Origin of the sequence: Mesorhizobium sp. M7A.F.Ca.CA.003.01.2.1, from assembly GCF_003998945.1 — a bacterium.
In the GTDB taxonomy this organism is placed as follows: domain Bacteria; phylum Pseudomonadota; class Alphaproteobacteria; order Rhizobiales; family Rhizobiaceae; genus Mesorhizobium; species Mesorhizobium ciceri.
The window spans coordinates 1-13,325 of record NZ_RZRA01000035.1 but is presented as its reverse complement, the minus strand read 5'-3'; the positions used below and the strand labels follow the sequence as shown (position 1 = coordinate 13,325).

Genomic DNA, 13,325 nt, shown 5'->3' with positions numbered 1-13,325 from the left:
CAAGTGTCTCTTGAGGGACTTGAACTTTTTGCCGTCTTCGAGGCAGACGATGTAGTCTGGAGTGACTGAGCGCTTGGGGTTGACCGCGGGAACTTGGTCGGGTTTTTCCGGTTCGGACGGCTGGCCGATACGCGCTAATGACGAATTGATGCTGGCAATAAGGTCCGGCAATGAGGAGACCGGCACTGAATTCTTGCTCACATAAGCCGCAACGATATCGGCGGTAAGCTCCATCAGCGCGGTGGCCGTATTTTGGATTTCGTCAGTCACTTCATGGCTCCGGACTTCTGCAGTGAAATCCCGATCTATTACTTATCGGCTAAAAAAACCAGTAGAGGGAGGATACTAAATGCCAGGCGCTAATAGTGATGAATGTTAAAGCGCCAATCAGAATGCGGAACCACGAGAGACGGTGGATTGATTGGGCGCGGCGTTTTCTTTGTATGACCAGGAAAGCGGCTTGAGGCTCACAGGCGGATGCATTTAGATTTGGACGAGTAGGACCTACGCATGACATTTTCGAAAGACCCGCCGCCGGAGGTTAAGCCCCAGAAGGATAAGGCAAAGACTGGATCTGAATTGGACCGCGTTCCAAGTGCGGGAGCCATTCGGGTCCGCAACGGACTCTCTGTGTCAGAAAAAGACATTGTGGAGGCGGCTAAATACGGGGGCAGGGAGCGAGAATCCTCGTCGGATAGCGACTAGGCAAAGGGGGCCAAGAATGCAGGCTCTGACCCATATCACACGTCGCAATATTGGACGGTGTCCAGAAGTGATCGCAGTCGTTTCTAATTGAACACGGCTGTTTTTTCTTGCGCGAACGCTCTACGCGGGCTCTAGCTGGTTCTCCTTTCAAAGGGGATGTAAGTCTTGGACGTAAAACAGTCAGTCTTCCAAAGCGATCTCCCTCTAAAGGAGAAACTCGAGCGCGCCAGGATGGAGTTGCTCGATCTTTCCGCCCGCAATCGACTTTTGAATGTGCCGCGGTTTTCCAAGAGCGCGAAGACGATCGATATCGTCGATGAGAAGTCGTCCGAAATTTATCGATTGCTGGTGACCGAAGGAAAGGCTTTTACCTTCCTGGCCGGCAAGCCCGATAGGCCGAAAGCGGGCCAGGATGAAAGCAGCCCTCCAGACGAAGAGATCGACTATTCCCCCGTCGCTCTCGCCCAACCAGAGGACGATGGAGTCGATAACAGAGGGATATCCGCGCGGCACTCGGACACCAAGCTGCAGACGCGTATGACCCCAACTGGGCTGCAGCGGCGGCTCCTTGATCTCTACCATGATGCCCGCACACTCGAGGAAGAGCAGGGCGTCAATATCCTCTTTCTGGCCCTTGGAATGCTGAAGTGGATTGACCCGAACAACAAAGAGAACATCCGTCAGGCCCCCCTCATTTTGGTGCCGGTTCGGCTTGAGCGAGGGGCCGCTGGAGAAAAATTCCGCCTACGAGCCCGGCCGGAAGATCTTACCGCAAACCTCTCCTTGGAACTCTATCTCGACCGCATTCACAAGCTCGCTCTGCCGCGTTTTGAGGTGGGAGATGACTTCGACGTCTCGGCCTATCTCGATGCCGTTGCCGAAGCAATTTCGACCAAAGAGGGTTGGGAGGTGCTTCGCGACGATATGGTGCTCGGCTTCTTCTCGTTTGCGAAGTTCTTGATGTACCGTGATCTGGATCCGGATCTCTGGCCCGATGGCGCAAAGATTATCGAACAACCGAAGATCCGCTCGCTTCTTTCAGATGGTTTCGAAACACGCGAGCCGCTTATGTCGGACGACATAGCGATTGATCCGCACATTGCGCCCGCCGAAATGTTGCATATCGTCGACAGTGACAGTTCTCAGACACTGGCGATCCATGACGTCAGAAAAGGTCGCGACCTCGTTATCCAAGGTCCGCCTGGGACAGGAAAATCGCAGACGATCGCAAACATTATTGGGTCGGCCGTTGCCGACGGAAAGACCGTGCTGTTCGTGGCCGAAAAGATGGCAGCGCTGGAGGTCGTCAAGCGACGGCTTGACACTGCTGGGGTGGGGGACGCCTGCCTTGAGCTGCATAGTAACAAGGCGAACAAGCGCATGATGCTAGAGGAGCTGCGGCGAACCTGGCAACTCGGATCGCCCAGGGGCCAGCTTCCTTCTTCCCTAACTGATCGCTTGCTGGAGGCTCGCGATAAACTCAACGCACATGCTGCACGAATGCACGTTGCGTTCGGAGCGTCCGAACTCACTCCTTATCAGGTTCTCGGCCAGCTAACCCGACTAAGGCAGGTCGGTCAGAAACCAGTGGACATCGAACTTACGGATGCCACAAGCTGGACAACTGACGGCGTTTCGCAACGTCGCAAATTGCTCGATGAGGTCTCTCAGCGGATCAACGAGATCGGCTTGCCGATCCACCACCCGTGGCGGGGAGTTGGCCTGGATGTCGTTCTTCCAACGACCATTGAGAGGCTCGTCCCACGCATCGCGGCGTTGCTGGACCAAGCCAAGGCACTGCACGCCAAACTGGTCGGTATCGCTGAGCGGATCAAGGCCGAGCCTCCGAAAATTCTCAGCGACAGCGGCGAGATAGAAGATCGCGCTGAGCTTCTCGCGTCCGCGCCTGGACTTCCTGCCGAGGCGCTCGTCTCGCCGGTATGGGATGAGCGTCCGAAAGACATTTCATCGCTTCTCTGGTCAGGAACGGATTTCGCCCGCAAGTCCGAGGAACTTTCGGAGCAGTTGGCGGCAACGGCTATCGACACGCCAATTGAAGGTCTCGAGACAGAGCTTGCAAAGCTTCCCTCGGAATTTCCGAAAGATGGTTTCCATCGTGCGCGACAGCTCACCATTCTGCTCCCACGCTTGAGGGAAGAAGCTGAGCGCCTGAATCAGGAACTCGGATCGGCGATATTGCCAGACACGTTGGCAGGCTTGCTCAGGCTGGCCGTGACCGGCGAGCGAGTAGCGGCAGCACCTGACGCAAGTCCGGAGGCCTTCGCAGCCACCGTTTGGGACTCCGGACTTGAGCAGGCAGGCGACCTTGCCGACAGCGTAGCGACGCTTGAGGCTGCCAGAGCCGACCTTCAGGGCAAGGTTGTTGACGCGGCGTGGAGCACCGAGGTGGCCGCGGCGCGGCAGGCGCTCGCCACACACACGGGAATATTGAAAGCATTGAACGGCGACTACCGTCGCGCCACAGCACTTGCGCGGACTATTGTGGTCGACCCTAGCGCGCCTGCGACGCAGATAGTTGGTCTCCTCGACCTTTTGATGAAGGGTCAGGCTGCCGCAGCAAGAGTCCGCGAAGGCGACGCTTTTGGCCGTTCCGCCTTCGGGGCAGATTGGCGTGGGGAGCGATCGGCTTCCGCGCCACTGCTCGCGCTAGTGGAGTGGATGCGGACTCTACGAGGGCTAGGCCCCGAACCTCGGATTATCGCCGGCCGGATGGCGGAACGCTCCGAGGCCGGTGCGCGTGCAGCGCGCGTTCGCAAGGTTATCGAAATCGGTCGGCCAATTATCGAAGGTTTCTGGAACGATCTCGGGCACCTCGCGTCATCCATGCTAGGCGACGTGGCTTCCGCCGAGCGGGCCTCGCTGCAACTGATGGAAGCGAAGGCGAGCACTGTAGCTCAAGCCGATGATGCGTCACGACAGGTTCTGACTGACGTTCCGGATCTAATCACTGAGCGGGTGGAGCTACTGCGCCGACTAGGCAGACTACAAGCACTTGCTCAAGGGATCGATGCGGGAGAGAGCCTTGGCAAGTTCGTATTCGGCTCGTCGTGGCACGGTCGAGGATCCGATTGGGCCGCTCTCACGCAAGCCGAGCTTTGGCTGAAAGAAAATGGCTCGATCCGACATCTGGCTGCGCGGTTGCCTGAAAGAATCGAGATCGCAAACTCGGCACGTTCAGCACGTGAAGCGGCCCAAGCGGCAGCGCGGGAATTGAAGGCGCTTACAGGGGATTTGAAAGCCGATGCTCCCTCCTTGTTTGGAGTAGTCGATTTTCCGGACGTCGCGATAGGCGAGGTCGTTTCTCGGCTGCAGGGTTGGCTCGATCATCAGGAGCAGCTCTCGAAATGGGTTGCCTATGAAGAGCGATCCGAAACGGCCCGAAAGGCTGGACTGGGACAGTTGATAGACGGCCTAGCCAACGGCCAGATTACAACAGGATCGGCTCGATCAGTTTTTGATATGGCCTACTACGAACGAATGTTTCTGGCGATGGCGACCGATGAGCCGGAGCTGGCAAGGTTCGACGGGGAACTGCATTCCAGGGCTGTACGTGACTTCGCAGATCTGGACCGCCAGCGCATCAAGGCCGGCGCCATCGAAGTTGTAACGGCTCATCACCGGAAAATTCCTTCAAGAGACGGCGGAGCTGGACCTGTCGGACTGCTTCGTTCTGAGATGGCGCGCAGACGAGGCCACATGCCCATCCGGCAATTGATGCAGAAGGCAGGCCCTGCCATCCAGGCGCTGAAGCCAGTGTTCATGATGAGCCCGCTTTCGGTGGCGCAATTCCTGTCGCCCGGCCGGATGTCCTTCGATCTGCTCGTGATGGACGAGGCGTCTCAGATCCAGCCCGTGGACGCACTTGGCTCGGTCGCCAGGGCCAGTCAGGTGGTCGTCGTTGGCGACGAACGCCAACTGCCACCCACGACATTCTTCGCGAAGATGACAGGCTCGCAGTCTGAAGATGACGAGGGTGAGGGCGCGCAGGTCGCCGACATTGAAAGCATCCTCGGCCTGTTCACGGCCCGCGGCTTGCCGCAGCGTATGCTGCGCTGGCACTACCGTAGCCGTCACCAATCTCTAATCGCAGTATCGAACAGCCAGTTCTACGAGAACCGGCTTTTCATCGTGCCAAGCCCTTATACCCAAGAGGCAGGTATGGGGTTGCGGTTTCATCATGTGCCGGAGGGGGTCTTCGATTCCGGCGGCACAGGAACCAATCCGGTAGAGGCGAGAGCAGTAGCGGAGGCGATCATCCGTCATGCGAAGGTGAACCCGCAAGAGACTCTAGGCGTTGCAACATTTTCGGTTAGCCAACGCCGCGCGATCCAGGATGAACTCGAAGCGCTGCGGCGACTAAATCCCGACACCGAGGAATTCTTTCACGCTCATCCAAGCGAGCCATTCTTCGTCAAGAACCTCGAAAATGTTCAAGGCGATGAGCGCGACGTGATCATGATCTCGGTGGGGTATGCCAAGAATGCCCAGGGATACATGGCCATGCGTTTCGGCCCTCTTGGCGCGGAAGGCGGCGAGCGTCGGCTCAACGTCCTCATAAGCCGCGCCAAGCGCAGCTGCGAAGTATTCGCGTCCATCACAGACGAGGACATCGACCTGGAGCGTGGCAAAGGGAAAGGCATCTTCGCCTTCAAGCTCTTCTTGCACTACGCGAGAACAGGGCGAATTTCGCTTGCCCAAGTCACGGTTCGCGAAATGGATTCAATCTTTGTAGAACAGGTAGCCAACGCGCTGATCGAAATGGGTTATCAGGTTCATGCTCAAGTGGGCATTGCCGGCTTCTTCATCGACCTCGCAGTTGCGGATCCAGAGAGGCCAGGCCGCTATATTCTTGGCATCGAATGCGATGGCGCAGAATATCACTCATCTCGCTCGGCCAGAGATCGAGACCGGCTTCGGCAGTCGGTTCTGGAAGACCATGGTTGGATCATCCATCGCATCTGGAGCGCTGACTGGTTCCAACGGCCTCGTGAGCAGCTGGAGCGAACCATACTAGCGATTGAGGCCGCCAGAAAAGAACTCGATGAGCGGGCCGAATTGGGGGTCCAGAGAAATCGAGCTGTAGCCGTGCAGGTTGTTACGGTCGACCGAGGCAACGTGACGGAAATCGGTCTCGAAAGCACAAACGGATCCGAGACACCCAATCGAGCCTACGAAGAGGCCGAACTAAAGCGACCGGGATCGTTCGAACTCCACGAGACGCCCAGCGGAATCATGGCCGGACTGGTCGAGCAGGTCGTGGCTACAGAAACGCCAATCCATGTCGACGAAATAGTTTCGCGTATTCGGGACGCCTGGGGTCTGCAGCGGGCCGGTGGCAGGATTCAGGATGCAATCGAGCGGGGGGTAAGCATAGCACAGAGAGGTGGTTCAGTAGCCCGTCGAGGCAACTTCTGCTTCAAGCCAGGTGTTCCTGTTCGTCTCAGGGATCGCAGTGGGGTCGTGTCCGCTGGATTGCGCAAGCCCGAAATGATTGCGCAGGACGAGGTCGCCCAAGGCGCTATGGAAGTCGTGAAATCCAACCTCGGTGCGACAGAGGAAGAAATCGCCACAGGCGTTGCCAGGATGCTGGGCTTCAAAGCCACAAGCGCACAATTAAGGCAGCTGATTTCAGCTGGGGTCGCCGATTTGGTTGCCAAAGGAGTGTTACGGTCCCAAGACGGCTTGTTGGTGGCCGGCGAATCCGCGAGCGAGAAATTAGCTGAAGTGTAACGGGGCGCTGCAGCGCCCTCGTTGCAATTTCTGTCGAAGCTCGGAACACCTCTTTTGCTGGCGGAGGCCGAATGGCATTTCGATTCGTACACACGGCCGATATTCATCTCGACTCGCCGCTTCGTTCGCTGGCGATGCGAAATCCCGATCTTGCCGGGCTGGTGGGCGACGCCAGCCGCCAGGCATTCGTTTCGATAGTGGATCTCTGCCTTGAGGAACGTGTGGCCGCGTTGGTCATTGCTGGCGACCTATACGATGGCGACCAGACTTCAATGAAGACAGCGCGGTTCTTGGGCGCGCAGATGACACGCCTGCACCAGGCCGGCATCATGGTTTTCAAGATCCGCGGTAATCATGACGCCCTGTCGCGGATTTCCAAACAGCTGGTATTTCCCGACACCGTTACCATCTTTGGTGGTCGTGCTCAGTCGGTATTGCAGACAGCCGGCGGTCTGGACGTCGTATTCCATGGTTTGAGCTTTGCGAACCCTAAGGCGCCGGACAGCCTGTTAACCAAATATCCGGCGGCTCGTGAAGGGGCCGTCAACATAGGCATCATGCATACCAGTCTGGCTGGATCGCCAGGTCACGACGTTTACGCGCCCTGCAGCATCGCTGACTTGCACGCCCACGGTTTCGACTATTGGGCCCTCGGCCACATCCATGCTCGCCAAGTCCATCCTGGCGCCAGTGCCGTGGTGATGCCGGGAATACCGCAGGGGAGGGATATCAACGAGGCCGGTGAGAAATCAGTCACCCTGGTGACGGTGCGCCACGACCGTTCGGTGGAGATCGAGGAACGGCTGACCAGCGTTGCGCAGTTCGAACGGGTGAGCGTCGACCTTACCGGAGCGGTGGAGTGGCCCGAGGCCGTCGCGCGTGTTCGCTTCGCACTCGAAGAGATGCGGGCAACCGTCCGATCGCGTCATGCTGTGGCTCGCATTGGCCTGACAGGAACGTCACCACTGATGTGGGCGCTGATCCGCGACAGGGACCTCCTTCTTGCCGAAGCCGAACAGGCTGCGGAACAGCTAGGCCATACGTGGGTGGAGAAGCTCGAGCTTGACCTCGCGCCGCCTCGGACGGAGACCGCCGAGGATATTGCTGATCCGATTTTCGAACTCGAGCAATCAATGCGTGCCGATGCCACCTCGGAGGCCTTCCGCGCTGAGGCGAGGGCGTTCGTCCAAAAGATGGTCGCCGACCTTCCGGCCGACGGGCGGGATTTTGCTGGGACGGACGAAGCCGGGCTGGAACAGTTCCTCGATCAGGTGCTTTCCAAGGGCGCGGACTTGGTGACTGCCCGCCTTAAGGCCGGTGGATCGTCATGAGGTTGCGGCGCCTTGACCTCATTCGTTATGGAAAGTTCACCGATCGTTCGATCGACTTCGGACCCAAACCGGAATCCGGACCTGATCTGCATATCGTGTTTGGCCTGAATGAGGCCGGCAAATCGACTGCGCTTTCGGCCTATCTAGACTTGCTGTTCGGCATCGAGGAACGGAGCCGCTACAACTTCCTGCACGAGTACAGTGCCATGCGCATCGGCGGGGTGCTGGAACTGGCCGGCTCCGAACACACGTTCACGCGTACGAAACAGCGCAGTAATTCGCTATTGAATGCGACGGGCCAACCGGTAAGCGAGGTGGCGATCACGGCGCATCTCGCCGGTCTGTCGCGCGACGCCTACACGACGATGTTCTCACTCGATGACGAGACGTTGGAAGCCGGCGGAAAATCTATCCTGGAGTCGCGGGGCGACCTCGGCAAGCTTCTGTTCACGGCCAGCGCCGGTCTTGGGAACGCAAGTGATACGTTGAACGCCCTCGAGGCCGAAGCAGACGCTCTGTATCGGAAGCAGGCGCATGGAACCGAACTGGCGCTGTTGAAGAAGCGCCTTGTTGACGTAAAGTCGCGCAGGGATGCGATCGACACCCTTGCATCAACCTACGAGGGCCTGGAGGCCGAACGTCTCGATGCAGCGCAGCAGTACGGCCGAACCATCAGCGATCGGGCGGTGCTGGTGGCCAGGCTGGATACCTTTGCTCGTTACGTGCGTGCTGCGCCGATGCTGGCGGATATCCGGCGCAAGATTGCCCGGCTGGATCAGCTGCCGGACATCGCCTCCCCAGCCCGGACATCGACGGGAAGTGTCACCGAACTGATCGATGACGATGCCAGCCTCAGAACGCGGCTGTCCGCAAACATCGACGAGACCGAGCGCCTGGCGGAAAAAGTCACTGCGGTCGACGAGGACGAACCGATCCTGTCGATTTCCGAACGCATTCGCGGGCTGGCGGAGAGCAAGGTGCGCCATACCGCGGCTGGCTTTGACTTGCCCACTCGCAGGATGGAGCTGCAAATCCTCAACAACAGCGTGGCGAGCTGCCTTGCCGCCTTGGGCCGATCTTCCGAGGCGGATCCTGGCGCGCTGCTTCTGCCTGCCGTCACCGTTGGCGTCGTTCGCGCCATGGTCGAGCAGAGGTCCGGGATTGCTACCGGGATGCGTGCCGCTCGCGACGAAGCCGCGGCGGCACTCGATGCGCTGCAGGTGGCAAGGCAGCGGGTCGGCGAGGAAAGGGCGGTGCCCGAACCTGCCAGGGCAAGGCTGGGCTCGGCTTTGTCGAAAGCGCGAGCAAGCGGACACCAGGCAGAGATTAGGACGGCTCGCGAGGCGGAAGATGCGGGAACAATCCGATGGAAGGCGGCGCTCGCGCGCTTGCGTCCATGGAACGGAGATGCCCTCGCTCTCGCCAACGTCGCGGTTCCGAGCGCCGGGCAGATTGCCGCCTGGAAGACGGTAGCGTCAGAACTGGCAAGGAACACCGCCGTACTTGCCGAACGCCTTGCTGAATACGAGGGCAACCATGCCATGCTCGCCGCACGATTGGATGCCCTTCGTGCCTCGGGCGACATTGTCGACGATGAAGCGGCTACCGCCATCCGCCGAGTTCGCGATGATGCGTGGGCAACGCACCGCGCAGCGCTGACCGGTGACACCGCTGACGACTTCGCCGTGGCATTGGCGCGCGATGACATTGCCAGCGCAGGCCGGCTGGCCGGCGCGGCGGATCTGGCTGAGATCCGGGCAACTACGCGCGAGCTGGCCGAGGCCGCGGCCAACCTGTCACGCAACGGCATCCAACGCACACAGCTCGGCAAGGATGTGGATACCCAATTGTTGGAAATCCGCGCGGCCGCCAGGGACCTGCTCGGAGACGCCGTGGAACCTTCGTCTGAGCGCCTGATCGAAAGGATCGAGGATCAGATCGAGGCGCGCAGCGATGCGCTCGCTGCCTGGGAGCAGATCGAACTTGCTCGCTTGAAGGCCGAGCGAGCCGCTGACGCCGGCGAGCAGATACGCTTGGAAATGAGAGCAGTGCTGGGAAGCGTCGGCATTGTATCAGAGTCCAACGACACCCTCGAAGCAATCATGGCCATCGCGGAGCCGTTTCTGGATCGGCAGCGCAAGGTGGACGCCGAGTATGCCGAGGCGCTCAGAATGGTGAGCTCCAAAGAAGAGGATCTAGCGGCACGACGGGTTGCAGTAGGTGTGGCGGAGCGTCGCGAGGAGGAATGGCTGGCCGGCATTACCGAAGCACTCAAGGGAACTTGGCTCGAAAGCGGGCTCTCCGCATCCGGCGTCGGCACTGTGCTCGATCAATTGGCCGAACTTTCAAGAAGCCTGCAGGAACGGGACGACCTGCAGCTGCGTATCGACAAGATGGAGGCCGACAGGGCCAATTTTCTGGTCGAGGTCATCGCCGTTGCGGTTGAAGCCGACGAGCCGACGAAGGATACCGACCCGGAGCAGTTGGCCATCCGCCTTGCCGAGCGCCTAGAGCGTGCCGAGCGGACACGTGAAACGAAGGCAAGCCTCGGCAACGACCTGAAGCGCCTCAAGGAGGCGCGCGACATCCTCGACACTGAGATTTTGGCACACGAACGCCGCAAGAACGAGGTGCTGGGCGTCTTTGGTGTCGCCACTCTGCCCGAGGTAGTCGAACGCGATGAGCTGTTGCGTGAGCGCGATGGCTTGCGCACCACCGTCGCCGAACTTGAGGAACGGATAGTGGCGGAGCTCGCGGTCGACGGATTCGAGCAGGCCCGCTCGATCCTGGACGCGATCGATTTCGACGGCCTCGCGGTCGAGAAGGCTGAGGGTGAGCAGCGGCTTCGCCTGTTCGATGAAACCATCCAGCAACAGCTGATCCGGCAGACGCGCGCGGCCGACAAGCTGGACGCCATCGGCGGTGATAGTGCGGTTGCACGCCTGGATGCTGAACGGCGCACAACCCTGCTGGAAATCGAGGAGAAGGCCGTTCGCTACATAGAGCTGAAGCTTGGCATCATGTCGGCTGGCAATGCTTTGCGGATCTACCGTGAGAGCCATCGCTCCGGCATGATGGCGCGCGCATCAGACGCGTTCAAGCTAATGACGCGTGGCCAGTATTCGGGGCTGACAACCCAGCCTGTAAGAGGTGGTGAGGTTCTCATTGCTGTGCAGGGTGACGGGCAATCCAAGGTCACCGAAGCGCTTTCAAAGGGTGCACGATTTCAGCTGTACCTTGCCCTAAGACTCGCCGGTTATTACGAGTTCGCGCAATTTCGGCCCTCGGTCCCATTCGTCGCCGACGACATCATGGAGACGTTCGACCATATTCGCTCGGAGGAGGTTTTCAGGCTGTTCGGAGCGATGGCAAACACAGGTCAGGTCATCTACCTGACGCACCATAAGCATCTATGTGAAATAGCTGAGGCTGTCGTACCGGGAACGAGGATCCATCAACTCGCACAGTAATTTTCTCCGGAATACGTGAACGAACCAGTGAAGGACGCCGAATTTGACGGCAAGTATGCGCCCAAAGTCAGACGTTCCGGCAAACTTCGCGTTCGTCCAAAAGCGGACATATCGCCCGAGCCATAGACGGCCCCGATGTGCCCATAATGGACGTCCTGCAAATTCATTGTCCTGCCGAATCTGGACTTCGAGAGCTGGCCCTAAACAGCAATTGTATCGCGCCTAGCCGTCCTATCGCCGGGGCGCCAATTGTAAACAACGGCGAACTATACCAATATCGTTACTGGCTTCTTCCGGTGCGACTCGGGAGAACGGGATGGGCAATGAACGCGAAGACGCAAACGGGAAAACACAGCGCCGCTGGCCAATACCTCGGCTATGCGCTTCAACCTGTACGCCTTTGCTTTCACCTGCTCAACGCGCCTAGCGGCGCCTTGGTCTCTCTTGAACATTTAGACGATGTGGCGGTTCACCTGGTCGGCGGCGAAGTCGTTCTTGAGCAAAGCAAGAGCGCACTGAAGCAAAATCCGATATCCGACTGGGCTGCGGACCTGTGGAAGTCTCTGGCCAACTGGCTCAGCTTCATGGCGGCGGGAGAGATCGACCCGGCGACCAGCCATTTCCGGCTATATGTCACACCGGTGAAGGCGGGTGCCTTCGCGATCGCGCTGAACGACGCGAAAACAGATGCCGACGTGGAGGCGCTGGTCGCTAACCTCGCCAAAGCCCACAGCAAGCTGAAAGCTGCACCGGCATGCGACGCCGACGTCCAAGCTTTCCTGAACGCTGATGCGGCTCATTGCGCCGCCTTGGTCAAGAATCTCGCCGTTATCAGCGTCGATGCAGATCCCGTCGATCCGATACGCGCGATCTTCAAGCCGACGGTCTCTCCGCTCATCATCGACCTAGTGTGCGAACGCGCGATCGGCGCTGCGAAGGAGGCGGCGGACAGGCTGATTAGAGCTGGCAAGCCCGCCATCTTGGACGTGGACGCGTTTCAGGCCGAGCAAAGAGCATTTGTTCAGAAGAACAACCTTCCAGGGCTGCTGTCGTCTTTCACCAAGCAACCGCCTGTCGAGGCCATCGAACAATTGATCGCCGACCGTCCCGCCTTCGTCCGCCAACTCGAGCTGATCGAGGTGGGAGACGAAGCGTGCGTCCGGGCTGTTAGCGATTACCTTAGGACGCTCGCCGACATCTCGATCTGGGGCGAAAGCGGGCTAATCTTTGAGAAGAACCTAAGTGACTGGGACGATGATCTTGTCGGTCGCTATGAGCACGTCAGTGCAGAGGTGCACGACATACAGGCCGGACACCCCGCAACGGTTCGTGGTAGAATAGTTTACAGGCGCTGCGCGCAGTTGCAGCCTCCACTCGATGGTCGAGTCGTCCCCGGTCATTTCGTCCACGGATCATTCAACGCCCTTGCCCACGGCCTGCGCCTCGGCTGGCATCCCGACTACCAGACTCTTTTGGAGCCAGCGACTTGATTGAGGCTGGCCGATCGCACCTACCGCTCAGCGACCTCGCCCTTGTCCAGAATCCAGGACTTGGGGCTTTCGCATTGTGGCAATTTGGCCAAGGTTTCCAGGCTGAGGACGAACGTCCAGCGCCGTTCGCCTTGGCGTTTCTCGTGCTGCCAATCGTCCTGCATCGCGCAACGCTCGAAATCGTGACTTCGACAAACCGACCCTCTGGACTGGCGCTCTTCGCGGCCAAGCTCGGGAAGGAACGGGAACAACTCCTCGCCGTCCACGAGCGAGCGCTGCTGCTGCGTACTCTGACATTGCAATCGGCCGCTGTCGGTGTGAGCGGGCGGCTGCTGTCCGTGGATTACAAGGATGCTACTTTAAGAGCAAACGTACCAGAACCGAAACCGAGGAGGCTCGTCCTTCCAGAGCGCGTCAAGCACCTCGGACCTGCCTCGGAGAAATTGGGTTTCTGGTTTTCGAACCTGGGGACCGCGCAGGTGGCCAACCTGTTACGGGTGGAGTTCTAGATGTATTTCCAGCTTCGAAAACTGATCCTTTGGCCCCGCAATGGTGCAGCGCCGCGGGTCGTCAAGTTC

At 59.2% G+C, this 13,325-nt stretch carries 6 protein-coding genes; 5 read left to right on the top strand and 1 reads right to left on the bottom strand.

The genetic code is table 11. The annotated features are described in order from the left end of the window. On the bottom strand, window positions 1–234 hold a 234-nt coding region (locus EN969_RS03275), incomplete at its 3' end, for a MucR family transcriptional regulator (protein WP_206525128.1). A 636-nt stretch (window positions 235–870) separates the two neighbouring features. Here EN969_RS03275 and EN969_RS03270 point away from each other — a divergent pair. From EN969_RS03270 to EN969_RS03250, 5 genes are all read left to right on the top strand, one after another. After that, window positions 871–6,456, top strand: coding sequence for a DUF3320 domain-containing protein (locus EN969_RS03270; RefSeq protein ID WP_063169424.1), 5,586 nt, complete (start codon window positions 871–873; stop codon window positions 6,454–6,456). Between the two features lie 71 nt (window positions 6,457–6,527). Then, window positions 6,528–7,787, top strand: coding sequence for a DNA repair exonuclease (locus EN969_RS03265; protein WP_063169423.1), 1,260 nt, complete (start codon window positions 6,528–6,530; stop codon window positions 7,785–7,787). Then, entirely contained in the window at window positions 7,784–11,257 is a 3,474-nt protein-coding gene (locus tag EN969_RS03260; RefSeq protein WP_063169422.1) for an AAA family ATPase, read from the top strand. Before EN969_RS03265 ends, EN969_RS03260 begins: the two co-directional genes overlap by 4 nt. Window positions 11,258–11,580: 323 nt before the next feature. Continuing rightward, window positions 11,581–12,747: an ABC-three component system protein gene (locus EN969_RS03255; RefSeq protein WP_063169421.1), complete on the top strand. Its 1,167-nt coding sequence runs from the start codon at window positions 11,581–11,583 to the stop codon at window positions 12,745–12,747. Beyond that, entirely contained in the window at window positions 12,744–13,256 is a 513-nt protein-coding gene (locus EN969_RS03250) for a three component ABC system middle component (RefSeq protein WP_063169420.1), read from the top strand. Before EN969_RS03255 ends, EN969_RS03250 begins: the two co-directional genes overlap by 4 nt. The last annotated feature ends 69 nt before the right edge of the window (window positions 13,257–13,325 follow it).